Below are 25,522 nucleotides of genomic sequence, written 5' to 3' on the forward strand. Positions count from 1 at the left end.
AAAGCGTTCCTGATTAACAGGAGCGCTTTTTTATGTCTTCATAATAAGCCGGTCTGAGTGTGCAAGCTCTTCTATACGGCCAGCACCTATTCCAAACATAGCCACACGCAACTCGAATTCAATTCGTTCCATCTGTACGAGCAATGCCTCGACATCATTTTCTACAGCTGAGGGGAGAAGCAGTCTTCCAAAACCAGCAAGATTAGCACCTAGAGCAATTGTTTTTGCAGCATCAACACCGTGTTTAAGACCCCCACTTGCGATTATCGGGATATCAAAATTGTTCTTTCTGACAGCAAGAATGCTTTCAGCAGTAGGCAGTCCCCAATCTAGAAAAGCTTCAGCAGCTTCTTTTCGAATGCTGTCGTTTGAACGATAACTTTCTACTTGTACCCAAGACGTTCCACCTGCTCCAGCTACATCAATGAACTGAACACCCACGGATGTAAGGCGATCTGCCGTTTTTTCGTCGATTCCCATTCCTACTTCTTTTACACCGACCGGCACATGCAGAGAATTTGCGATTTCTTCAATCTTAGATAGCAAATTTGAGAAATTTGTATCTCCTTCTGGCTGAAACACTTCCTGTAACGTGTTTAAGTGCAGTACAAGCATATCTGCTTCAGCCATTTCGATCGCTTTTTTACATTGATCTGCCCCAAAGTCGTAATTGAGCTGAACCGCTCCTATATTTGCGATGATTGGAATATCAGGAGCATACTTCCGAATTTGAAACGTATAAGCAAGATCCTCATTCTCAACCGCAGCTCTCATTGAACCGAGGCCGATCGCCCATCCTTTTTCTTGGGCAGCCATCGCTAAATGTTTATTTATCCGATAGGCGGTATCTGTCCCACCTGTCATGGAAGAGATTAAAAAAGGCGTCCGCACCTGTTTATTTAAAAATGAGGTTGAAAGTGAAATTTCTGCAAAAGATAATTCAGGCAGAGCGTTGGGTACGAATCGATAGTTTTCAAGCCCTGTCGTAATGTTTTTACCTTCAACGTCTTCATTCAAACTAATTCTGATATGTTCAGTTTTTCGCTTTTCCGTAAGGTCCTTCGAAATATCCAACTACTTTCCTCCTCTTTCGTTCAAGCGTCTTGTTCTTAAGGTTCAGGATTCGAATCAGCCTGAACCTGTTATATCTCTGGATAAATATAAAAGGAAGATTAAATAGAACGGCATACAGAATCATAATGTTGCCGATCCAAACAGGGTTCCATAAGAAAAACAACAAAGCTGGTGGCATGGAAAGCCAATGCGTCAATTCTGCACGACGAGTCTCTGCTAAAAAACGGGCTAAATATTCTGCAGAATCTCCCTCTAGTGTTTTCTTCGCGAATCCTCCCCGATAAAAATCTCCACCATCAGGCAGTATCGTTTTCCATTTGCGTATTCCTATTTTTTCATACCATTGTCCACTGTTTTCCCAGCCAAAAGCTGTATCCCATCTGCTCTCTTTTATAAAGGAAGAAAAAGGGATTCGATGAATGATATAAGCCACAGTTAAATGAAAGATGAGCCAGGCAAGAATATTGATCACTACCGTCCAAAGCGGAGAAAGTTCTATCAGCATTTAGGCATCTCCTTTTTCAGAAACCGAGATTTCTCTACCTTTCCACTTTACTTCTTTTTTGATCATACTCAAAATAAAAGACCAGATGTACACTACAGAAAAAAACATGAACTGCAGCGGATGGGATAGAGCTGAAACAATTGTATTCGTTCCGATTTTCTTCATTAAGATCTTAATCTGAACCGCATAAAGCAGGTAGAAGATTCCCCATATTAAGACCTCGTTGGATTCTTGAACAAACAAGAAAGGAAGCTGAATGGCTAGACTTATTCCTCCTGTAATCCAAGCTACTGTCAGTAATAAGGGCATGAGTGGCGTTTTTGCTGAACCAAGCGCGAAGCTTTTGCACCATCCTAAAAATAGTGCTGTCAGACCTTCTGCATACATTCGGAAATAAACCGTCTTGTATCCTGAGAAACAAGTAACATTTACATCTTGATTCATAGCTACTCTTCCCATTTCCATATGTTCAAGAACTTGGTGCCTAATCCCTTCATGGCCACCGATCTCCGTATAGGTTTTTCTATCGATCATGAGGCAAGGACCAAACGCTCCAGCTGGTTTTGTACGAAATAACGTAAAGCATTGCATAGCGGCCATTACGATTATGTTAAATAGAGAAGAAAATTTCTCTGAAACACTTTTCATATGATGAAACGGTTGAACACTTATCAATCCCCGTTTTCTTTCCCATTCACCGCACAAGCGTTCAATTCCGTCTCTCTCTATTTCTAAATCTGCATCTAAAAATAACAATAGAGAACCTGTCGCTTGTTTTGCTCCATTCCAGCATGCCCATGGCTTACCTAACCAACCGATAGGAAGACGTTCTGGCTTTACAACGGTAACACCGAACTCCCGAGCGACTTCTTCAGTTCTATCTTCAGAATCATCGTTTACAACAATTACCTCATGAAGCTTCATACTTTGGTTACTCAGTGTAGGCAATAATTTTTTTAAGTTTGCTTCCTCATTCCTTGCGGGAATAATAACTGAAACAGAATGTGGTTCCTGAGGACCTCTAGAACTTAGAGTCCGTATATTCCATAGCATGAACCATCCACAAAGCCACATGATCAATAGATACAAAGAGGTAGAAAACATGTCGACTGTCTCCTTTATTATAAAAGTTATAGTTACAGCTTTGGCTTTGTATTCTTTTTTCAAACAATTCTTAAAAAAAGAGGAATTTTTATATTCAGTCAAGAACTGAAAATAAAGATTATCTTTCTGAATATGTTAAAATGCCGTTCAATAATTTTACAATGGTTGTACATAAACTATACAATACAGAGGAACAGTCGTACAGCAACAGCTAAGAAACAACCTTAACCTTTCATTCCCAATACCGAGGAGGATTTTGATGAAGAAAAAAGTGTTAGTTGTAGGCGGCGGACTTGGTGGCCTATCAGCAGCTCTTCGATTAGCAGCTGATGGACACGAAGTAACTGTACTCGAAAAGAATGAACGTATCGGCGGTAAACTGAATCAGCGTTCTGGAAAAGGCTATACCTTTGATACGGGGCCATCCATCTTAACGATGCCATGGGTGCTTGAACAGCTTTTTGAATCTGCTGGAAAGAACATCCACGATTACATAAACATCCAGCGTATCGAGCCACAGTGGAGAACTTTTTTTGAAGATGGCACGGTTATTGATGTGACGAGTGACCTGCCAGAGATGCTGAAAGAAATCAGTAAAGTGAATCCGCAAGATGCTGCTTCATTCTTTAAATATCTGGATTATTGTAGCCAAATGTACGAACTAAGCATGAAGAGCTTCTATAAGAAAAGTTTATCTGGATTGAACGATTTGCGCACTCTTCACAGCTTCAAAGAACTTCTTGCGATGGATCCTGTAAAATCAATGGACCAAGCAACGAAGAAATTTATTAAAGACAAGCACCTTCAACAACTATTTAATTTCTTCATCATGTATATCGGTTCCTCCCCTTATCAGGCACCAGCTGTTCTTTCTCAGCTAATACACGTTCAGCTCGGCCTTGGTATTTATTATGTGGAAGGTGGAATGTACAAAATTGCTGAATCGATCTTAAGTGTTTTAAACGAATATAACGTTGATGTTCGAACGAATCAAAAAGTAATAGGAATCTTAACAGAAGGTACTACGGCTAAAGGGGTAAAACTTGAGAACGGCGAAGAGCTGTATGCAGATATCGTTGTTTCTAACTTAGAAGCGATTCCAGCATACAAGACGCTTCTCTCAAATCATCCGCAAGCTAAAAAAGCGGCTGAAGATCTAAGTAAATACGAACCTACTGTTTCAGGTCTCGTCTTATTGCTTGGAGTTGATAAGAAGTACGATGAGTTTGCGCATCACAATTTCTTCTTCTCTCAAAGTCAGGAAAGGGAATTCAATCAAATCTTTAACACGGGTATTCTTGCTGATGATCCTACAGTCTATGTTGGAATTTCATCAAAAACCGACCCGACTCAAGCACCTGAAGGGAAAGATAACTGGTTCGTCCTAACGCATGTACCTCCTCTTAAAGAAGGTGAAACGTGGGAAAGCAACCTTGAGAGCTACCGAGAGCTCGTCCTAAACAAGCTTGAACGCATGGGAGCTAAAGACCTTCGCCAGCATGTGGAGTGGGAATACACGTTTACACCTGACACTTTAAAAGAATTGTACGGACCGAACGGAGGATCTATCTACGGAATTCGAACAGACCGCAAGATGAACGGCGGATTTAAGATTCCGAGCAGAAGTAATCAGTTTACTAATCTTTATTTTGTTGGCGGCTCTACACACCCTGGCGGCGGTGTTCCAATGGTAACTCTATCAGGACAGCTGACAGCTGATTTAATAGGTGAAGATTTAAAAAATGTTTCAAAGGAGATCGGGTAATATTGCAACCAGCACAGCAGCATGGGACCATCGATAAAGTACTTTTTCGCTTCTTTATCTTTTGGTACAGCGTAGGATTAATACTTCTTGTTTTGGATATTCTCCCTCCTGCTCTTGAGTGGGCAAACAGCGTATTTTTAATCGCATGCGGTATACTAGGAGGATTTTATTTTTACCGAACTTATGGGAATTTTGGCGCTGTTTTTACGTTATTCGTTCTGTTTGGAAGTATCATAGCAGAGAGTATTGGCGTCAAGACTGGCCTGATTTTTGGTCACTATAATTATAGCGATCAGCTCGGTTTACAATGGTTAGATGTTCCTGTTGCCATCGGGTTCGCGTGGGTAATGATTATAGCTGTCTCTCACGCGATAGCTGGTGGTATCGTTAAACCATTTAAAGGTCAAACAGCTATAAAGGTTCCACTCTATGTCGTTACAGGCGGTCTGATTGCTGTTGTAATGGACGGGATTATCGATCCTGTCGCTTACCTCGTTAAAGGTTACTGGTTCTGGGATGGCACAGGGATGTACTACGGAATACCACTGCAAAATTTTCTTGGCTGGTTTCTTTTAGCTAGCTTCTTTCATATCACTTTAGAAACAGGATTAAATGTAACGAAAAAAACGGAGACATCACCGCACCCCTATTGGCATTCTCGCACGATTGCTGTGTTTTTGATGGTCACGAGCATGTTTGTTTTACTAGGATTAACATCAAAGCTGTATCTGGCGTCAATCGGCGTTTCTTTCGCTAGTATCATCCTGTTGAGTTTATATCGCTTTAGTAATCAAGCAGTCTCTGTTAATAGTGATCTTGCTTACAGCCCAGGAAAAAGGTGATATTCATGCTTCTTATTTTTGTTACAGCTGCCCTACTTTTTTTAGCGGCTACTATAATGAATAGTTTCTTTTTACCCTCTCTTAAAAAGCCCTCGTTAGGGACTTTTCATTCAGAGAGGGTTGCTGTTTTTGTACCGATGCGAAATGAAGAGAAAAATGTAGCTGGGCTCGTTGCCACCTTAAAAGAGCTTTCGTATCGTTGTATATCCTTTACCATCCTAGATGATCATTCAGATGATGATACATATAACTCTCTGTTGAAGCACATAGATGGCGACAGCCGTTTTACCGTTCTACAAGGGAAAAAGCTTCCTTCTGGCTGGGCTGGTAAAGTTCATGCCTGTCATCAGCTTAGTCAAAGTGCAACAGGTGATTATCTTTTGTTTATCGATGCGGACGTTCGACTTCATCCCCATACGATTGAGACTTCACTCGCATTATTGAAGAAGCGAAAAGCTAGTCTATTATCCGGATTTCCAAAGTTTCCTGTAACTCTGGTTTTCGAGAAGCTAATTGTCCCTCTGCAGCATTTTGTTATTTTATTTCACCTGCCTCTTCTTTTTGCAAATTTCACAAGATGGCCTCCTGCAACCGCTGCACACGGCGCTTTCATGTTGTTTAAGAGTAACGATTATCACGCCATTGGTGGCCATGCTAGCATAAAGGATTCTTTAGTGGATGATGTAGATTTAGCTAAAGCCATGAAACGAGCACGTTATAAAGTTGTTCTCGCTAACGTAACGAACTATGTTTCGTGTTATATGTACACGACAAATAAAGAAGTTTGGAGCGGATTTACGAAGAACCTGTTTCCTGGATTAGGTCGTTCCATCTTTCTCGTTGTTTTTTTATCTATTTTTTATACTGGATTTTACATAGCTCCTTTGTTTTTTTTCATATATGGCATATTCACTGAGCAATTGCTATGGATGCTGCCCTATTTGACCACGGTCATCCAAAAAGCTTATGTAGACCTTTTAACGGGTCAGAAAGCTTATCTTGCCTTCACAATGCCATTATCTGCGATCGGTTTGGTCGTGCTTGTGAATGCCTCTATGTGGAAAGGTCTGAAAAAGAAAGGCTACGAATGGAAAGGACGTTCTTATCAATGAGAAAAATTGCAATTGTCGGAGGCGGCCTTGGCGGATTATCTGCAAGTATCTCACTTGCCAGTAATGGTTGTGAAGTTCATGTATTTGAAAAAAACGAGCATTTTGGCGGGAAGCTGATGCCCGTATCTTTAGGTTCTCACACGTTTGATTTCGGACCGAACACCATCACGATGCCTCAAATATTTGATGAAGTCTTTTTAGACGCCGGTGAGAATCCTAGAGACTATTTTGAGTGGATTAAATTAAACACACATACTCGAAATATTAGCAACAACGGTGAAGTCTTTGAGATGTCGACAGATGTAGATCATGTGGTGAATCAATTAAAAAAACTTGATCCCTATGCGGCACAACGCTATTCGGAATATCTTTCTGAAGTGACTCGTTTGTATCAACTAGCAGAAAAAGAATTTTTCCCTAGGACTTTTACGAGTATGAAAGATTATCTTTCTCCCTCTCTTTTTAATGCTTTTACAAAAGTGAGACCACTGCAATCCATGGACAGCTTTCATCATAAATACTTCAAGCATCCGCTATTGATGCAAACCTTTAACCGTTATGCCACTTACATAGGATCTTCTCCCTTTCAAGCACCTGCTACATTCTCTTTGATCGCTTATCTAGAGATGATTCAAGGCGTTTATTACGTAAAAGGTGGTAACGTGAAGATTGCCGAAAGTATGGTGCGCCTAGCAAAAAAGCTCGGGGTACAGATGCATTCAAGCGTTGAAGTGAAAAAAATAAACGTTAGTAACGCTGAAGCGAAATCTCTGAGACTTTCAAATGGAGATGAAGTGATGTTTGATGCTGTCGTGATGAACGGAGATCTGCTCGAAGCGTATCCTAAACTCGTAGAAGAACGCTACAGACCATCTATGAAAAATAAAAAGGTTGAAAGCTACTCTCCTTCGATTTCTGCATTTGTTCTATTAGTCGGACTCAACAAACGGTTAACTAATCTTCTGCATCATCAAGTGTATTTCTCAAGCGATTATAAGCGAGAATTCGAAACGTTATTCAACGGAGAATATCCAGATGATCCGACTATCTATATTTCAAATTCTTCTGTAACCGATCCATCCGTCTCCCCTGACGGAGACAACCTGTTTATATTGGTAAATGCACCGCCTATACGAGCTGGGGATGAAGCAAAAAGCACGATCAATTATGAGCGTTATAAAAATCTTATTTTTGACCGTCTAGAGTCGTTCGGTCTACATATAAGGCCGCATATCCTTCATGAGAAGATGATAACCCCTCACGACATACAAGCTAAATTTGGAGCTTTTCGAGGAGCATTGTATGGTATATCAGCAAATGAACGAAAGAACACGTTCCTCCGTCCATCTAACCGCTCTAAAGACATCCGCAACTTGTTTTTCGCTGGAGGCACAACCCATCCTGGAGGCGGCTCGCCGATGGTCATCATGAGCGGCCGCAATGTCGCGCGTGAACTGCTGAAGGGGTCAGTCCCCAAACAATTATCATAAATCAATAAAAACGAGCAAACACCCTAGGCGTTTGCTCGTTTTTAAATTCATCTTTCATACTCTTTCCATTTTGTGGTACACTAATTTTTAAAAATATTGGGGGATATCTCATGGAAGTCCGACTCTTAAAACCTGATGATGCAAAAGCGTATTGGGAGCTTCGACTTGAAGCGTTGAAATCAAGTCCAGAAGCGTTTGCCTCAAGCTATGAAGAAGCGATTCAAAGAAAAGATCCCATAAAGGAAGTAGCGAGCAGATTACAAGAAGAAGGCAGTTATACGTTAGGCATGTTTAATGAAGGTAAGTTAATTGGCAACGTTACTTTAGTACAAGAAAAAGCGTTAAAGATGCAGCACCGGGGCAACATTTATGCCATGTACGTGAGCGCAGAGAACCGCAAAGCTGGCGTCGGTCGCTCTCTCATGCAAGCAGTTATCCAACACGCAAAAAACATACCAGTTCTTGAGAAACTGAACTTAACGGTAGAAGCAAAAAATGAAAAAGCAAAGAACCTATACACTACACTCGGTTTCAAAACATATGGGTACGAAGAAAAAGCACTTAAAGTAGATGGACAATATCACGACGAAGAACACATGGTGTTGTTTTTATAGTTAAATTTCAATTGCTTTCACTTTTAAGAGTGTTTTTCTAAGAATTAACCTATCCTCAACACTTTGGTTCCTTAAAATGTGTACATTTTTTGTACTTGTAAATACTGTGGCGTATACCAACAGGGGTATACACCACGTTAATTCAAGAAATTATAAATATAATTCTAGAAATTACTGAATTAATACGGCGAGATTCGGCCAAAATACGGCGAGTTTTGTAGATATATCGGCGAGTCGACATTGTTCGACTCTTATCACATAGCTTTATACCCCTCTCCCCGACATTCGAATCAACTGAAACAGAAACTAAAAAATTCAAAAAGAGCTGATAACACAGGTATCAACCACCTGGTTCTCAGCTCTTTTTCTAGTATCAGGTCATTTTACAGCAATCTGCTTTAACAGATCCCCTTTTTCAGCACTTGATACAAACACCCTTCCGCTAAACACTTTATAATTTTGCTTACGAACCTTGTTCAGAATCTCACGGTAATAGATCGCCGCTAGTTGAACAGGCATTCGCGATTCGATCGGATAGTATTCTAGCGTCTCATTAAATTTTGCATAAAAGACCTCGGCACGAAGGGCTATACTCTCCCATGCGGCAATAAAACGATCATCAACGATTTCTTTTTTCAAATCATCCTCTGTATAACCGTTTTCAGCCATCACTTTAGCTGGAACATACACTCTGTGACGATCTAGATCTTCTGCAATATCCCGCAATACATTTGTAAACTGCATACCGATGCCAAGTGAAATCGCTCCTTCGCGAAGCAGATCTTTTTGTTCAGGAGCTAATATAGGCAGCAGCATCAATCCGACTGTACTAGCAACATGATATGAGTAGTACTCTAGGTCTTCCACTGTTTCGTAATGTGTCTTATACAAATCCATTTCCTGACCTTTAATCATATCTAAAAAAGCTTGATGATCCATCTCGAAGTTTTGAAAAACATCCTGCAATGCGATCCACATTGGCTCGGCTGCAGGAATTTCGCCGTTAAGAAACTGGTTGAACTCTGTCTTAAAGACAGCTAGCTCTTTCTTGGGGCTATCTCCCTCATCTACAATGTCATCTACCGTTCTGCAAAATGAGTACACGGCCCAAACTGCACGTCGCTTATCTTCTGGTAAGAATGAAAATGCTTTATAGAAGGTTTTAGAATGAATTTTAATGATCTCTTCACAATAAGAATACGATTCCTGAACCGTTACCAACTGTTTCACGCCCTTTCAAGATATTTTGCTAGATGTTTTGCACTCTGCATAACGATGGGAACCCCTCCACCTGGATGGATCGATGCACCGACTGCGTATAGATTTTCATATGGAAGAGGCTTGATTTGTGGCCGAAACACACCAGACTGTTTCAAAGTTGGCGCAATACCAAAACTACCTCCTTGGTAAAGTCCATCTGTGAGTGCATCATTAGGAGTGCGGATCTCGCTCCACACGATAGACTCCTTCAAACCTGGATATCCTCGCCTCTCCAAAGAGTCAATAATAAAATCTGCATAACTTTGTTTCTCAGACTCCCAATCTACTGTGTCACCTGATGGAACTGGAACAAGTACGTATAATACACTTTTTCCGTGTGGCGCGAGTGACGCGTCTATTTTTGAAGGATAGAACGTATAAATAGCCGGATCACGAGGCAGCTTCTTTTGTAAAAACACTTCTTGCATATGTTCATCAAAGTGATCCGTCATAAAGAACTGATGAACATCTGCTTCATCAAACATTCTGTCTAGACCCAGATATAAAAGAAAACAACCAGAAGAAGATTCGTAGTTTTTCTTGACCGGCTTTGGTCCTGGGATGAGATGGTGAATACCAGGAAAATCACCATTATAAATGACCATGTCATGCAGATGAGTGCCTTCTTTTGTCACCACCCCGTTACACATATTACCTTGTAATGACAGTGCTTCTACAGGTTCGCTTAACCGGATCTCTACTCCTTGCTCGACTAGCTTTCTTTGGAGCAAATCTACAACACTTCCATATCCACCTTTTACATACCAGATCCCATGAGCATGTTCACTAAACGGTACGAGCGAATACATGGCAGGTGAGTTATCAGGTGATCCTCCGATATACAAGGTTTGAAACGAAAAAGCTTCCTGCATTCTCGGATGACTGAAATATGCTTCCGCTAATTTTTTTACAGATTGATAAGCTTTTAGTTTTGTAAGTGTGTGCAGGTTTTTCGGTGTCCAGAAATCCCGTCTGTTTACAAAAGAACGATCTAAGAACGCTGTCTTTCCTTGATGAAATCGTTCGTACATATCCGTTACGTATCGTAAGAATCCTTGCTCTTCACCAGGAAACATCCTTTTAATCTCGTTCAGTTGTCCGGGCAGGTCACTCGTTTTATAAAAATGAGATCCATCTGGATAATTCAACTTATACATCGGACTGCATAAGATTAACTCTAGTTCCTCACGATCGATGCCCACTTCGCTTAAAATCTCATAAATCATTTCAGGAAGCAGCACGATTGTAGGTCCGCTATCAATTTTGTATCCTTCTTTTTCAAAAAAGTTCAACCTGCCGCCAAGTCTGGAACTTTTCTCGTAGATTGTAACCTCTTTACCTTGTTTTCTTAAGTAGAGTGCTGTAATTAAGCCACCTATACCTCCGCCAACAATTCCAGCATTCATACGGATCGAACCTCCATCGTGCTATGTTTCTCTGCCATCATGGTTGTTGTGATACGCGCAGATTCCATAATTGTAGGAAGACCACTTCCCGGATGAGTACCTCCCCCAACAAGCCACAAGCCTTCTATCTCTTTTTGTTTGTTATGCGGTCTGAAGTACATCATCTGAGTTAGTTGATGGCCAAGGTTAAACGTTGCTCCCTTATAAACTGAGAGTTTATTTTCCCAGTCAAGCGGCGTGAACATATATTCCGTTTCAATATGCTGTTCCAAGTCTTTGAAATCAGTACGTTCTTGAAGCTGCTCTAGAACAAGCTTTTTAAAATCATGCTTATGATGCTCCCAGTCGATCAAACTAAAATTGTTAGGAACAGGAGCTAAAATATAAAGCGCTGACTTTCCTTCAGGTGCAAGGGTCGAATCTGTTACAGAAGGATTATGAATATAGATGGAAGGATCTTGAGACAAAATCTTTTTCTTCGTAATCTCTTCAACATTCTTACGATAATCTTCAGAAAAAACGATCGTATGATGCGGAAGGTCGTATTTCTTATTCACACCAACGTATAGCATAAAAGCTGAACAAGAATAGCTCTTCTTCACTAACTTATCGCTCGTATATTTTTTTGTAGAGCCTTTAGGCATCAGTTTTTCCATTGCATGTGCGAAGTCCGCATTCACCACCACTTCATCCGCAAATACTTTTTCACCTGAATCTAGTTGAAGTCCCTTTACTCTGCCCTCTTCAATAATGAGCTCTTTTACACCAGATGAAGTTACTACTTCACCACCGTACTCTTTAATCACTTTAACCATTGCTTCTGTAATCTTGTTCACACCACCTACAGGATGATAAACCCCGTATGCGTGTTCCATATAAGAAAGAATGGAAAAAGCGCCTGGACATTCCCAAGGTGACATACCTAAATACTTTGCCTGAAACGTAAACGCGAGACGCAGTCTTTCATCGGAAAAATACGTAGAGAGCTGATCGTGCAAAGAATTGGTTATCGTTAGTTTTGGCAATGCTTTTAGAAATTTAAGCTGCAAATAATCCAGTAAAGAATCATGCTTATTTTGTAAGATGGGCATTAGTGCTTCAAATTTTTCTTTTTCTTTCTTCATAAAACGTCTATAGCCTTCACCATTGCCGGGAAAGACCTCTTCAATATTCTCATACATGGTGGATTGATCTGTTGTAGAATCAATCGTTGCATCTTTAAATTTCAGCTGATACATAGGTTCAAGTTTCTTCAACTCGATATAATCTTCTAGGCGTCGATTCGCGTGTTGAAACATTTCCTCCAAGATGTGAGGCATATTTAAAAAGGTTGGACCCCGATCAAATGTATAACCATCTTGATGAAAAGCAGAAGTACGCCCCCCGATAAACGGTTGTTTTTCGTATACTGTCACTTGATATCCCTTACTGGCTAATAGCATCCCCGCTGTTAGACCACCAGGACCCGCACCAATTACAGCTACAGATTTCATACATGCATACCTACCTTCTACTTTTACAAACTATATACAAAATATTATACAAAAATTATACGATGCGTGTTCTAGGATTGGCAAATTTAAAAGATATAAAAAAGCACACTCAAAAAAAGATTCATTGATGTGTGCTTCTTCACATATGATGTGTATGTAACTTCGACGTAAGAAATAGAAAACCTTCCCAAAATTTTAAATGAAACAAACTTTAAACATAAAACATAAAATGCGACAAATTATTAAAAAAGCCTGTAAATTCTACAGGCTTTCTAAAATCATTCTTTTGAATGTTTTTCTTTGTGATTCAGATAGTCTTCTTCTTCATTTTTTGGCTTTTTCTTTCTAGCTTGACGCACGATTAATATGACAATAATGACAACTAACAATAAGCTGACATTCAAGAAGCCTCCAAAAAACTTAAAGAGTTCAGACATAAAGTTATCCATGCTGCTTCACCTCTTCTCAGCATTTTCCCCTTCTTTGCAAGTTTTAAACCGTTTCTCTACTAAGAACGTTAGTGAGAGGCAGCGTTACACTAACTTTCGTACCTTTACCTAGCTTACTCGTATAATCCACTCTTCCTCCCATTGATTCAATGATTCGCGTAGATACCATCGTCCCTAAACCAGTACCTTGCTCCTTCGTGGAAAAGAAAAGAGAGCCCACACGTGCAAGCTGTTCTTTGGTCATTCCTTTACCCGTATCCCTCACAATAATCTTTACGCTATCATCCTCTTCTATTAGTTTTATCGTCACACGTCCTTCTTTTGGTGTTGCCTCTACTGCATTTTTCAAAATATTTATAAGTGCTTGCTTTAACTGATTGCGGTCCGTAGTAATGACAGCATCTGATTCAATAGTATGTGTGAGCGAAATTCCTTCTTTTAGCGCATATGGGTTTAATAGAATACTTAATTCCATGACTAATAAAGGAAGAGGAAATGTTTCTATCTTCTTAAATTCAGGTTTTGCAAAATTCAAGTAATCGCTGATAATATTTTCAGCTCTTCCTAATTCACTAAGGATAAGTGGGTAATAATGCTTGTGCCTTTCGTCTTCACCTTCCATTAACTGAAGAAATCCTTTTACAACAGTTAACGGATTACGAACTTCATGTGCGATAGATGCTGCAAGCTCTCCAAGCGTATGCTGCTTCTCAGAACGGCGGATCTCATCTTTCATCATGTTTCTTTCAATAACAGATTCATTTAACACGGCTGCAAAAACAACTGCTAAAATTTGAATGGTGCCAAACACACCTATGTATAATACTAATTTTTGATTGAACACTAAAAAATCCTGATTAAAATACAGATAGATTAACAGGATGAGCAGCTGAACAAGCGCTGGCCAAGACCCTATTATTATTGAAAGATGAACCCTCTTTTTCGGGTTGGATTTCCAGAAGTACTTATAGATGAGAAAAGGGACTGCACAAGAAATTACTGCTACGATATACGCTAAGAACAGAGTTTCACCACCCATAGCAGTTCTAGTCAGCATAAGAGCAACAATCGTTATTATTCCAGAAATAGGACCACCATAAAAAATAGACAGTACCACTGGAACATACCTTAAATCCCAGTACAGTGAGGAATCATAATAGGCAAAATACATACAAAGCGATGCGGCCGAACCATATAACAGCCCTAAAAAATATGGAGACCTCCCTATTTTACGATGTTCGAACAAAAAGCTATAGCTTAACACGGGCGCAAGAACAATTAATACATGTAAAAGCAGCTTCTCAACAATCATTCTATACTCCTTAGTCCGAGTGTCTTATGTTCTATCAATACGACAAAAAAAGGGCAATTCCTTCAAGAATCGCCCTTTTATTATGACTAAAGCCTCATAACCCTACCTTAATTATCTATTAAGCATCTTGCTTCAATTGGCTGTGATAAAGAGAATAATAGAATTTCTTGTTTGTTAATAACTCATTGTGAGTTCCTTTTTCAAGGATACCACCGTCATGAAGAACGAGAATTTGGTCAGCCTGTTGAATCGTGTTCAATCGATGTGCGATCACAAAGCTCGTTCTACCCTGCATAAGACGCTGCAACGCTTCTTGTATCTTCATCTCGGTAATCGTATCAATGGAGCTAGTCGCTTCATCTAAAATAAGTAAAGACGGATCCGCTAAAATTGCTCTTGCAATAGATAGAAGCTGCTTTTGTCCCTGACTAATGCCGCTGCCTTCTTGGTTCAGTATCGTTTTATATCCTTTAGGCAGCTTTTGAACGAAAGAATGAGCATTCGCTAATTTTGCAGCATTCACCACTTCTTCATCCGTCGCATTCAACCGCCCATATCGAATATTTTCAAGGATCGTTCCCTCAAACAAAAAAGAATCTTGAAGAACAAATCCCATATGACTACGGAGGGAGCTTCTTTTCACTTTTTTTATGTCAAGTCCATCGATTAAAATCTGACCGCTATCACTCTCATAAAACCTAGAAAGCAGATTTACGATAGTTGTTTTTCCTGCACCGGTAGGACCCACCAAGGCAACCGTCTCTCCTTCTTTTACAGAAAAACTTAAACCACTCACGGTTTTTTCATCCTTTCCATAAGAGAAGGAAACATCTTTAAATTCTACTCTTCCTTTTACAGAAGGCAGTTCAGTAGCACCTGTTTCATCCATCTCCTCTTGTGATTCATCCAGGATCTCAAACACTCTCTCCGCACCGGCAACGGCAGACAATAACGTATTAAATTGGTTGGCCAAATCATTGAGCGGTCTCGTAAATTGTCTTGAATACTCAACGAATATAACGATCACACCAATCGATACTTTTCCTTCTAGAGCAAGCACGCCGCCTATTCCTGCTATTAATGCAAAGCTTCCATTGTTAAGAACGTTCATTAATTTCGGTATGAAACCGGAGAAGGTCTGCGCCCAATATCCAGACTTTCTCAACCGTTCATTCTTTTCCATGAATTCTTCCATCACTCTTTTTTCCTGCGAGAACGATTTTACAATACGTTGACCAGAAGTGATCTCTTCAATGTATCCATTGATCTCACCTAGATTTCTTTGTTGCTCTTTAAACCGCGCACCTGTTCTTTTCGTAATCCATTTTAGACCAAAGAACATGAGGGGAACGATAGATAAAGAGATCAGCGTTAGTATAGGACTTAAATAGATCATGACACCGACTGTTCCAACAAGGGTGAGTATGCTTGAGAACACTTGAATAAACGAACTGTTCAAAGTGGAGCTGACGTTTTCTATATCATTCGTCACCCGGCTCATCAGTTCACCATGTTGCCGTTTATCAAAAAAGGAAATCGATAATCGGTGAAATTGATTAAACAGATCGTTTCTCATTCTTAACACCGTATCTTGTGCGATTCCGATCATCCAATAGTTTTGCAGCCAAGTAGAAAGAGATTGCCCTACAAATACAAAGATAAGACCAAATAAAAGTTTGTTTAGTCCATCTATATTTTCTTTAACAATGTACGAATCTATAGCCATACCGATTAAAAAAGGACCGAGTAAGCTTAAAGCTGAGCTTATGATGACCATGAGCAGCACTAGACTCAGAAGGAATTTTTGATCAGAAAAATAACTTCCGATTCGTTTGATCGTACTTGCCCAATTTTTAGGTTTTACTTTTTTTCCAAATAAATGATTATGTGGATGAGGTCTGTTTGAATCCTTTGACATGCTGAAAGTCCTCCTCCCCAAACTGTGATTGAACGATTTTCACATACAGTGGTGAGGTATTTATCAGTTCTGTATGTGTTCCCCAAGCCTCAATAGCTCCATCATCTAAGAGCAGAATATGATCTGCTTCCATCGCAGTGCTGATCTTTTGCGTAATGATAAACGTTGTGCAAGAATATGTTCTTAGCGCTTTTAACAGCTTTGCTTCCGTTTTTAAATCCAATGCACTCGTACTATCGTCGAGCATGAGTATCCTTGGTTTACGAATTAGTGCTCTTGCGATTGACAAACGCTGCTTCTGTCCGCCAGAGAGGTTTACACCACGCTGACCTACTCGGGTATCATACTGACTCGGCAATTTTTCTATAGTCTCATGAATTTGTGCATCGACTGCCGCTGATACAACTTCATCAGAAGTGGCTTCCTCTTTTCCCCAGCCAATATTCTCTGAGATGGACCCGGTAAATAGAACGGCTTCTTGAGGAACCATACCGATTGCTTTTCGGAGTGTTTCAATAGGATAGTTATTTACATTTATCCCATCAACAAGCACTTCACCTTTTGATGCATCATAAAGTCTAGGTATGAGTTGAAAGAGTGAGGTCTTACCAGAACCTGTTGAACCAAGAATCGCTAGCGTCTCACCAGATTTTACAGAAAAAGAGAGATTCCTGAGAACTGGTACATCACTTTCTGGATAGTGAAAAGAAACATCCTTAAATTCGACTGATCCGTCACTTATCACTAAAGATTGATCTGTATCCTGAGATTCAACTAAGTCAATCTCTGTATGGAGAACTTCTCCTATACGCTGTGCAGATGCTTTTGCACGAGAGAAAGCCATAATAATAAATGAGATAATCGTAAGAACAGATGAAATACGGAATGAGTAGTTTACGATTGCTACCACTTCTCCTACCTCAATAGATCCCATACTCACCTGTCTGCTTCCGAACCAAAGAATAAACAAAATCCCAATATTCATGACAAACAATAAGACAGGAATCGATACTTCGATCAAACGAAGAGATGAGACTGTCTTCTCCTTCAACTCACCGCTCGCTTGTTCAAAGCGATTTTTCTCAAAATCTCTTCGTAAAAAGGCTTTTATAAGACGCATGCCCATCAGATTTTCACGCATCACACGATTCACGCCATCTAGCTTGTCTTGAACATCCCTAAACATACTGCCCACAGTCTGGAGAATCCATTTTAAGAAAAATAGCAAGAACGGTAATAAAACGACTAGCACTAGAGCCAGTTTCCAGTTTACGATTAAAGACATGATCACACCGCCTGCTAGTAATAGAGGTGCTCTAAGCATGATCCGCAAACTCATAAATACTGTATTCTGAAGCTGTGTCACATCATTTGTCATTCTTGTTATTAACGACGAGGCAGGAAACTTATTGAAATTCACAAAAGAAAATGACTGCACCTTCTCAAAAACACGCCGTCTAATATCAAAACCATAGTTCTGACTAACATGTGCTGAAAAGAACGAATTCGCAATTCCGGCTGCAAATGCGACTAGAGCCAGCCCGAACATGACAGCTCCCCAATACTTCACAACACTTAAGTCACTTTTTAAGATACCGTCATCAATAATTTTCGCCATAATTAACGGCTGCAAAAGTTCAACTCCAAGTTCAGTTAACGTCAAAAAAAGAGCAACACCTATCGCGACACGGTACGCTTTTAAATAAGAAAATACTTTCCACATAATTTGTCCCCCGAACGTTACCGATGTTTAACAAACTTAACCATCTATTTTTATTTTATCCTTTTTCGTAAAAATATTTAACTATTTCGACTTCTTATCCTATTTTTTAGTAAATGAAAACCCGCCGATTTAAAATCAGCGGGTCTTCTCTGTCTCATCTTCTGTTCCGTTCACTTCAATTTCTGCTTTCTTTGGCCACGTTTTTACATGGTCTGTTTCTAAGATACCCATCGTAACATCACCAATGTCGGTGTCTTCTAACAGTTTATCTCTCACACGATACTTTATATCATCAGCATCAGCGAGAGAAAACCCTTCTTTTAATTCAATATAGCTTTCTACATGATACCTTCTGCCTTCTTGAAGAATTCTTAGTTCTTTTATATCCACGACATCCTGATCTGAAAGAATCGTATTCGCAATTCGGTCTTCAACGACTTTTGGAGCAGCAACACCAATAAGCCCTCGTGTGTTTTCAATCCCTAACTTAAAAGCTACAACGACGAGCAGTATACCAATCAATAATGTTCCGATACCATCCAATATATACGCGCCGGTTAAGTCTGCCAATACGATCGAAATGAGAGCTAACAAAGCACCAGAAGTTGCAATTAAGTCTTCATAAAATACTAATCGGGTTGGTGGTGCAGCTAAGCTAACATTCTTAAAAGATTCCTTTACAATCCCAAATCCTTTCGCATCACTTCTCGTCTCATGTACGATCTCCTTCATCGCCTTAATAAGGATAAAGCCATCAACTAAAATCGCTAGTATCATGATGGCAATATTTAATAGTAGATTCGTTGAAGAATGAGGATCTTGTATGAGCTTCCATCCTTTTAATATCGTTTCATATGCCATGATAGAAACAACGATAACGGCTACCAAAACGAATAAGTTCACAACACGGCCAAACCCTGCCGGAAATCTTTTCGTTGGTTCTTTTTCAGAAAGAGCACTTCCAAAAAATACAAACGCCTGGTTTAACGCATCTGCAGCTGAATGCAAAGTTGTCGCAAACATAGCACCACTTCCACTAACGGCAGCAGCAATCCCTTTAGCAATAGCGAGTACTGTGTTTCCTAATGCAGCAATGCCGGACGACTTATTTCCCTTTTTAAGAAGTTCAATCAAAGGTCTGCCTCCACTCTTGTTTTGTTTTTAATCATTAATAATAGTTAGGTATGTCATTTATCCTTATTGACTACGATTCAAAGGTATTGCGTGCCCACTACAATAGCTAATTGGAGCTTCAATACCTCCCCTTGAAAAGCGAGTATCTTGTAAAGGAATTCAACTACTTCCAAAAGAACCAAATGATACCAAAACATCTTTTTAACAAAACATCTTTTTAATAAGAATTCCTGAAATGCTTCTTATTTAAACCACAATAAAAACAGGCTGCTACAAACAGCCTGTTCATAATCGTTCATTATGATACTTTCTCCTCATTATTACCCTGTGACTCTTTATAACCACCTTCCCAATACTCAGCGTTCTTTATTCCAAGTTTGGTTGAATCAAAAACAGGATCAAGCCCAGCTTTCTTTTGCTCCTCGTAATCTTTTAAAACGCGGAGTGCCGGTTTAGCTAAGATCAGTATAGCAATCAAGTTCAGCCAAACCATGATGCCTAGACCCAGATCTCCAAGCGCCCAAGCTAAGTCTGCTGTTTTCACTGCTCCGTAATACGTCGTACCTAACAATACAATTTTAAGCAGGAACATAGGAATTTTGTTATTCCGGCCTCTCATGAGGTATGCAATATTCGTTTCTGCAATATAGTAGTACGCCATAATCGTTGTGAATGCAAAGAAGAATAATGATACAGCGACAAAACCAGAACCGAATCCAGGAAGAACAGATTCAATCGCTTCTTGAGTAAAAGCTGTACCTGCTTCGACGTTAGGAAGGTTCTCAACAATAAATGACTTGTCTGCTTCGTTTTGGACATTGTACATACCCGTAAAGAGAATCATGAACGCTGTAGCCGTACATACAAGCCAAGTATCGATGTATACAGAGAAGGCTTGTACAAGTCCTTGCTTAGCAGGATGCGATACTTCTGCCGCAGCTGCCGGATGGGCCCCAGTACCTTGACCCGCTTCGTTCGAATAGATTCCGCGCTTAACGCCCCACATGATCGCTGAACCTACAATTCCTCCAAATGCAGAATCAAATGAGAACGCACTTCTGAAAATTAAAGAAAGCACCTCAGGAATTTGAGGGATATGAAAAGCAACGATGATTAACGAAACAAGCACATAACCAATTGCCATAAATGGAACCACATACTGTGCTACATTGGCAATCCTTTTAACACCACCAAAAATGATAGCGGCTAAAATGACAACTAAGAAGATACCCGTTATGGAAGGATTGATGTTAAAAGCATTATCAAGTCCAGCAGCAATTGAGTTAGACTGAATCCCTGGCATCAGTAGCGCCATAGCAGCTAGCGCGGATACAGCGAAAATAATTCCGTACCATTTCCACCCGATGCCCTTTTCAATATAATACGCGGGGCCACCACGGTATTCCCCGTCCTGTTTTACTTTATAAACTTGAGCAAGTGCAGATTCTACAAAAGCACTAGAAGCACCAATAAACGCGATCATCCACATCCAGAAAACCGCACCAGGGCCACCGAAGCCGATTGCAGTTGCTGTTCCTGCAATATTACCAGTTCCTACCCGGCCAGATAATGCAATCGCTAATGCTTGGAAAGATGAGACACCGGCTTTAGAACTTTTTCCTTCTAACATGAGTTTGATCATTTCTTTAAAGTGACGAACTTGCAAAAATCTCGTTAAAATTGAAAATAATAGCCCTACGCCTAAACAAAAATAAATCATCGGCTGACTCCACAGAATCGCCACTGCATCTCCTACAAACGTTTCAAAGCTGTTCAAAAACTTTACCCCCTTGTATTTGACTGAAAATTTTCTCTATTTTTAATTATAAGATAAATCGTATATGATTACAAATTGTGACTTGAAAAGACAATATCTGTTTTCGGTGTTTCCTTATTATGAAGTTAGTCATGGTAAGAAAACAAGATAAAATTCTTTCCAGTATGGACATTTGTATCTTTTGTCGTGTACAAGTTCCTAGTTGAATCCCATAAATTGAAAGTTAATAGTAGAATGTAAGCATTACAATTTGTGCAATAAAAAAACCACCTGATCTCCAGATGGTTTATAATTGCCTATTATGTTGGGTTAATGTGTCTTGTTTACAATCGTCTTCAGCTTTGATTTTCGGATAATCTGGTTGATCACTTCAGAGAAAACAAGACCAATAGCTATACTCCCTGAGATCATAAAGGCTTTTGCAGCTAGATTAATGGCAAGATTATAATCATTCTCCACGAAGCTTCTCATTGCATTGTATGCAATACCACCTGGTACTAACGGAATGATGCCAGCTACACTATATATAATAACGGGTGTCTTATACTTTTTTGCAAAGTATTGTGAAGCGACAGCGATCGTAAACGATGCAATCACCGTTGCTAACACCATATCTACACCATTTGTTTCTAATAGAAAATAGAAGATCCACCCGATCATCCCTACTAGGCCACAGTGAAAAAGCGAGCGTTTTGGACCGTTAAAAATGATAACAAAGGCTGCCGACGCTATAAAACTCGTAATAATCTGTTCAACAATTGTCATCGTGAACGCTCCTCCTTAAAAAAATGAAAAGATAACAGCGATTCCTGCACCTATTGCAAAAGCTGTTAAAAAAGCATCTGCTCCTTTAGCCAGGCCAGAAATAAGGTGCCCTGCCATTAAATCACGAACAGCATTCGTAATCAGTAACCCCGGTACTAAAGGCATAACGGAACCAATAATAATTTTATCCAGTTCACCGCCGATTCCTGTCGAAACAAAGAAAAGAGCTTGTAATCCAATTAAAAGTGAAGCAGAAAACTCTGAGAAAAATTTTATCGGAACTAGCTGGTGAAAATACAACAGTGACAAGAACCCTAGCCCTCCTGTAATAAAAGCTGGGATAAAGTCTCTCCATTCTCCTTGAAACATGATTAAGAAACAGCCTGAAGAGACAGCTGCTGCTAATACGTGAATCCACAAAGAATAAGGAGAACCTGATGCACTAATCTTTTTTAGCTCTTTATAAGCTTCTTCGATCGTTAATTCACCAGCGCTGATTCTACGCGATATGCCATTCACTTGTGCAACTTTTTCTAAATCTGTTGTTCGTTCTACGATTCGAATCAGCTTCGTTTTAGTTGGCTCGTCACCTTCTACAGAAAAAAGAATTCCTGTTGGAGTTACGTAAGGGTGCGACTGATAAGCACCAAAAGAAGAAGCGATGCGCATCATCGTATCCTCCACACGGTACGTTTCGGCTCCGCTTTGTAGCATAATTTTGCCTGCTAATAGACAAACTGCCATTATATCGTAGGTTTCTTGTTTCTCCATTTCCATTAAGCATACTCTCCAATTAATTACTTACCTTTATTCTACCCAAAAGTAGAGCGTTAATATTTTTACAGTTTAACTGATTGTGACTGATTTCGGCAATGGAGTTGAACAAGTTTACAGATGTTACTACAATAAATTTAATAGGTTAGTCACTATACACATCAAATAAATAACTGAACTGATCCTTTTTATTCCTTTTTTGACTTGGCAGCCCGCTTTTTTCCTGAAGTGAAACGGTAAACGAAGACAGGTATAGAATAGAGACGCACATGAACATAAGACTAACAATGCCACTTAAAATCACCATACGGCAGACCTCCTTTTGTGTATAAGCAAAGGGTATGGTATGAAACGCGTTTCAGAGCAAGAAAAACTTTTTTAAAGAAAAGGTGAAGGCATGACCAATATTCGAGATATTGCTAAGATGGCAGGTGTTTCTGTTACAACCGTATCCCGTGTAATGAACAATCATCCTTATGTAAGTGAGGAAAAAGTATCTGCTGTTAAAGCTGCTATGAAAAAATATAACTATCACCGAAATATTAACGCCGTTCATCTAAGCAAAGGAAAAACGCATTTGATCGGTGTTGTTGTTCCATTCTCTAATCATCCTTACTTCGGTTTATTGATTGAAGGAATCGCGAATGCGGCATTAGACCAAAATTATAAGCTTGCTTTAATACAAACAAGCTATGAAAAAGCGAAAGAAATGGAAGCCTTAAAGATGCTTGAAGATAAGCAGATTGATGCACTGATCATCTGCTCGAGGGTCTGTGAGTGGGACGTCATTGAAAGCTACAGAGAGTACGGACCTATTATCCTTTGTGAAGATGCAAGAAACGATAAGATTTCCTCTACATTTATTGACCACCATAAAACTTTTACCATGGCTCTAGATTACCTGTACAAAAAAGGACATCAACAAATCGGCTATACCATCGGAAGACAGACTGGGACCAACAGCAAGCAACGAGAAACTGCTTATAAAGATTTTCTAGAACGATTTGCTTTACGTTATGAACCTAGTTACATTTTTACAAGCCGTTTCAATGTTGAAGACGGTGTCAAAGTGGTAGAGAATTTGTTGGACATGAAAAATCGTCCAACTGCTTTACTTGTGACGAGTGATCAGGTAGCTGCAGGGATCTTAACAGGTTGCAGGGAAAACGGCCTGTTTGTACCCGATGACCTCGCAATCATGAGCTTTGATAATCAACCCATCTCAAAAGTTATGCATATTACAACACTTGAAATACCTTTTGTAGAAGTCGGTAAAAAACTGTTTCAGCAAGCATTGAACGGGCAGGGAGTGTCACATGAAGAAGTTCAAGTACGATTGATTGAGAGGCAGACGGTTTAAAAGCATGGGGAAATTATTCTCCATGCTTTTACTCTTTCTATTGTAATTGTATTTTTAACGGTGAAAGTTCGATTCTATTTTCTTGATCCATTGAAACAACTTCTGGATACACTATCAAGTAATTCACATCATCGTCTATTTTTTCTAACTGTAATTCTCTATATTGCGTAACGCCTTCTGAATGTTCAATTCTATTCACTACACCGTTACTTCTTAAAGGTACTCTTTTCCCGTGTTCATCAAATACTTTTACATTTACATCTTGATTCAAGTCGCCTTTCATAGAATCAAAAGTGTAATATAAAGTTGATGTAGCTTTAGCAATTGATAATTTGTTTAAGTTAACCTTGTGTAATCCATCTTTTGTAGTACTGTTTTCATTTAATTTCATAGTTTCAACAGGCAGCTGTTTCACAGGGACCGAAAAGTTCCAATCTCCCTTTTTATTTGCTATCAGCGTAAAATGTAATGGAAGCGTATAATTCTTTGGTAGCTCTTTTTCTTTCAATTCAAACTCTAGCGCTGCCACATAACTACCTTCTTTCAACTTCTGAAGGGGTCCCCTCAATCCAACAAGTTGATCTTTATCTGCTCCTCCAATCGTATATCCTGATTCAGGACTATGCTCTTTATCCATCGCTTCAACTGAAAGATCTTTACCTTCCGCTTTTATCGTAACACCTATCACATTACCATCGTAATAAGCACTAGTTATAGTTACATCGACACCATTACTCGACGCTTTTTGATTGATTTCTGTTACGAGGTTACTAGCTGCTAGTTCTTTGCCAATTTTGATATCTAGTTCTTCATATAATTTTCCGATTAGAGGAACATCAGCTAATACGGTATTTATTGGTGAAAAGACAAAACCTGAAACAAGAACAACAGAAGCTGCAATGCCTGACATCCACATAGAAACCTTTATTCTAGCTTTTAATGTTTCTTTTCGTTTTATTCTTTTTCCTTCTTGCATGCCTATTTGGATAGCACTTAAAATCTCTTTTCGTGACGGATCATTTTGCTCCTTTTTATCAACCCATTTTATGTCCATATGTTTCCACTCCCCCTAGCAAGCTTCGCAACTCTATCTTGGCCCGATGTAAATATGTCTTTATCGTTCCCTCCGGCTTTTGCATTTTCTGTGAAATGGTCTTTATTGATAAATCATGAAAATAGAACAAAATGATAACAGTTTGATAGTGATGATCCATTTGGGATATCGCATATGTTAAATCTAAATCGTGTTCAGGTTGAATACTTGTATTTTCAGTAATCTTTTGAATAAAGGCTCCTCCTGTTAGAACCGTCCTCTTTTTCTTTTGTAGCACTTCATATGAAGTTCGAATCAATATCTTCATTAACCATGTACTAAAATATTTTGGTTCCTTTAATTTGTTTATTCCGACAAAAGCTTTACAAACTGCCTCTTGCAGAACGTCTAAAGCATCATCTTTATTACGTACATACAGAAAAGCTGTTCTGTAAAGCTTGTCACTCTCATGTATGATGAGCTGCTCGAAAGCTTCTTCATTTCCTTTAATCGCTTTTTTTACTGTATTTTGATTTATCAAGTTCTTGTCCCCTTTCACCTATTAGAGAGATGTGTAAAGGAAAAAGTTTCACTACATGCGAAGAATATTAT

23 protein-coding genes are annotated in these 25,522 nt (G+C 39.4%); 6 read left to right on the top strand and 17 right to left on the bottom strand.

Annotated features, from left to right (window positions below; all coding sequences use genetic code 11):
* Nucleotides 1-30: 30 nt before the first annotated feature.
* Genes fni through P4V41_RS11535 form a run of 3 tightly spaced genes read right to left on the bottom strand, consistent with a single transcriptional unit; the run spans nt 31 to nt 2,683 of the window.
* Nucleotides 31-1,074, bottom strand: coding sequence for a type 2 isopentenyl-diphosphate Delta-isomerase (gene fni, locus P4V41_RS11525; RefSeq protein WP_328085026.1), 1,044 nt, complete (start codon nt 1,072-1,074; stop codon nt 31-33).
* Nucleotides 1,034-1,579, bottom strand: a complete 546-nt coding sequence (locus tag P4V41_RS11530) for a glycosyl-4,4'-diaponeurosporenoate acyltransferase (protein WP_328085027.1) — start codon at nt 1,577-1,579, stop codon at nt 1,034-1,036. The genes fni and P4V41_RS11530 overlap by 41 nt, the downstream gene beginning before the upstream one ends.
* The gene (locus P4V41_RS11535; RefSeq protein ID WP_328085028.1) at nt 1,580-2,683 is read right to left on the bottom strand and encodes a glycosyltransferase family 2 protein; all 1,104 of its coding nucleotides are present in this window, start codon (nt 2,681-2,683) and stop codon (nt 1,580-1,582) included. It abuts the gene before it with no gap.
* Nucleotides 2,684-2,942: 259 nt separating this feature from the next.
* On the opposite strand from P4V41_RS11535, the gene P4V41_RS11540 reads away from it, so the two are divergent.
* The 5 genes from P4V41_RS11540 to P4V41_RS11560 all read left to right on the top strand — a co-directional run bounded on the left by P4V41_RS11540 (nt 2,943) and on the right by P4V41_RS11560 (nt 8,506).
* A complete protein-coding gene (locus tag P4V41_RS11540) occupies nt 2,943-4,448 on the top strand; it encodes a phytoene desaturase family protein (protein ID WP_328085029.1) in 1,506 nt (501 codons plus the stop codon).
* A 2-nt stretch (nt 4,449-4,450) separates the two neighbouring features.
* Nucleotides 4,451-5,290 carry a carotenoid biosynthesis protein gene (locus P4V41_RS11545; RefSeq protein WP_328085030.1) on the top strand — a complete coding sequence of 280 codons (840 nt, stop codon included), beginning with the start codon at nt 4,451-4,453 and terminating at the stop codon, nt 5,288-5,290.
* A 5-nt stretch (nt 5,291-5,295) separates the two neighbouring features.
* Entirely contained in the window at nt 5,296-6,402 is a 1,107-nt protein-coding gene (locus P4V41_RS11550; RefSeq protein ID WP_328085031.1) for a glycosyltransferase family 2 protein, read from the top strand.
* Complete coding sequence (locus P4V41_RS11555; RefSeq protein ID WP_328085032.1) at nt 6,399-7,892, top strand: phytoene desaturase family protein; 1,494 nt, start codon at nt 6,399-6,401, stop codon at nt 7,890-7,892. The genes P4V41_RS11550 and P4V41_RS11555 overlap by 4 nt, the downstream gene beginning before the upstream one ends.
* A gap of 110 nt (nt 7,893-8,002) precedes the next feature.
* On the top strand, nt 8,003-8,506 hold the full coding sequence (locus P4V41_RS11560; RefSeq protein ID WP_328085033.1) for a GNAT family N-acetyltransferase: 504 nt from the start codon (nt 8,003-8,005) through the stop codon (nt 8,504-8,506).
* Nucleotides 8,507-8,884: 378 nt separating this feature from the next.
* On the opposite strand, the gene P4V41_RS11565 is transcribed toward P4V41_RS11560, so the two are convergent.
* The 12 genes from P4V41_RS11565 to P4V41_RS11620 all read right to left on the bottom strand — a co-directional run bounded on the left by P4V41_RS11565 (nt 8,885) and on the right by P4V41_RS11620 (nt 22,824).
* Complete coding sequence (locus P4V41_RS11565; RefSeq protein ID WP_328085034.1) at nt 8,885-9,727, bottom strand: phytoene/squalene synthase family protein; 843 nt, start codon at nt 9,725-9,727, stop codon at nt 8,885-8,887.
* A gap of 5 nt (nt 9,728-9,732) precedes the next feature.
* The gene (locus tag P4V41_RS11570; RefSeq protein ID WP_328085035.1) at nt 9,733-11,172 is read right to left on the bottom strand and encodes a phytoene desaturase family protein; all 1,440 of its coding nucleotides are present in this window, start codon (nt 11,170-11,172) and stop codon (nt 9,733-9,735) included.
* Complete coding sequence (locus tag P4V41_RS11575) at nt 11,169-12,665, bottom strand: phytoene desaturase family protein (RefSeq protein WP_328085036.1); 1,497 nt, start codon at nt 12,663-12,665, stop codon at nt 11,169-11,171. Before P4V41_RS11575 ends, P4V41_RS11570 begins: the two co-directional genes overlap by 4 nt.
* Before the next feature lie 278 nt (nt 12,666-12,943).
* Nucleotides 12,944-13,114 carry a hypothetical protein gene (locus P4V41_RS11580; RefSeq protein ID WP_186320649.1) on the bottom strand — a complete coding sequence of 57 codons (171 nt, stop codon included), beginning with the start codon at nt 13,112-13,114 and terminating at the stop codon, nt 12,944-12,946.
* A 43-nt stretch (nt 13,115-13,157) separates the two neighbouring features.
* Nucleotides 13,158-14,426, bottom strand: a complete 1,269-nt coding sequence (locus tag P4V41_RS11585) for an ATP-binding protein (protein WP_328085037.1) — start codon at nt 14,424-14,426, stop codon at nt 13,158-13,160.
* 118 nt (nt 14,427-14,544) lie between these two features.
* Complete coding sequence (locus tag P4V41_RS11590; RefSeq protein WP_328085038.1) at nt 14,545-16,344, bottom strand: ABC transporter ATP-binding protein; 1,800 nt, start codon at nt 16,342-16,344, stop codon at nt 14,545-14,547.
* The gene (locus tag P4V41_RS11595) at nt 16,310-18,067 is read right to left on the bottom strand and encodes an ABC transporter ATP-binding protein (RefSeq protein WP_328085039.1); all 1,758 of its coding nucleotides are present in this window, start codon (nt 18,065-18,067) and stop codon (nt 16,310-16,312) included. The genes P4V41_RS11590 and P4V41_RS11595 overlap by 35 nt, the downstream gene beginning before the upstream one ends.
* Before the next feature lie 135 nt (nt 18,068-18,202).
* Nucleotides 18,203-19,201: a cation diffusion facilitator family transporter gene (locus P4V41_RS11600; RefSeq protein WP_328085040.1), complete on the bottom strand. Its 999-nt coding sequence runs from the start codon at nt 19,199-19,201 to the stop codon at nt 18,203-18,205.
* A 298-nt stretch (nt 19,202-19,499) separates the two neighbouring features.
* Nucleotides 19,500-20,921, bottom strand: a complete 1,422-nt coding sequence (locus P4V41_RS11605; protein ID WP_328085115.1) for an alanine/glycine:cation symporter family protein — start codon at nt 20,919-20,921, stop codon at nt 19,500-19,502.
* Nucleotides 20,922-21,287: 366 nt separating this feature from the next.
* On the bottom strand, nt 21,288-21,743 hold the full coding sequence (locus tag P4V41_RS11610) for a threonine/serine exporter family protein (protein ID WP_328085041.1): 456 nt from the start codon (nt 21,741-21,743) through the stop codon (nt 21,288-21,290).
* Nucleotides 21,744-21,758: 15 nt separating this feature from the next.
* Nucleotides 21,759-22,520, bottom strand: coding sequence for a threonine/serine exporter family protein (locus P4V41_RS11615; RefSeq protein WP_328085042.1), 762 nt, complete (start codon nt 22,518-22,520; stop codon nt 21,759-21,761).
* Between the two features lie 142 nt (nt 22,521-22,662).
* The gene (locus tag P4V41_RS11620; RefSeq protein WP_328085043.1) at nt 22,663-22,824 is read right to left on the bottom strand and encodes a hypothetical protein; all 162 of its coding nucleotides are present in this window, start codon (nt 22,822-22,824) and stop codon (nt 22,663-22,665) included.
* A gap of 90 nt (nt 22,825-22,914) precedes the next feature.
* Here P4V41_RS11620 and P4V41_RS11625 point away from each other — a divergent pair, with 90 nt between their 5' ends.
* On the top strand, nt 22,915-23,877 hold the full coding sequence (locus P4V41_RS11625; protein ID WP_328085044.1) for a LacI family DNA-binding transcriptional regulator: 963 nt from the start codon (nt 22,915-22,917) through the stop codon (nt 23,875-23,877).
* 37 nt (nt 23,878-23,914) lie between these two features.
* On the opposite strand, the gene P4V41_RS11630 is transcribed toward P4V41_RS11625, so the two are convergent.
* Nucleotides 23,915-24,931 carry a DUF4179 domain-containing protein gene (locus tag P4V41_RS11630; protein ID WP_328085045.1) on the bottom strand — a complete coding sequence of 339 codons (1,017 nt, stop codon included), beginning with the start codon at nt 24,929-24,931 and terminating at the stop codon, nt 23,915-23,917.
* Entirely contained in the window at nt 24,912-25,451 is a 540-nt protein-coding gene (locus tag P4V41_RS11635) for a sigma-70 family RNA polymerase sigma factor (RefSeq protein WP_328085046.1), read from the bottom strand. Before P4V41_RS11635 ends, P4V41_RS11630 begins: the two co-directional genes overlap by 20 nt.
* Nucleotides 25,452-25,522 lie beyond the last annotated feature (71 nt).

Origin of the sequence: Fictibacillus nanhaiensis (assembly GCF_036213205.1) — a bacterium.
GTDB lineage: Bacteria > Bacillota > Bacilli > Bacillales > Fictibacillaceae > Fictibacillus > Fictibacillus nanhaiensis_E.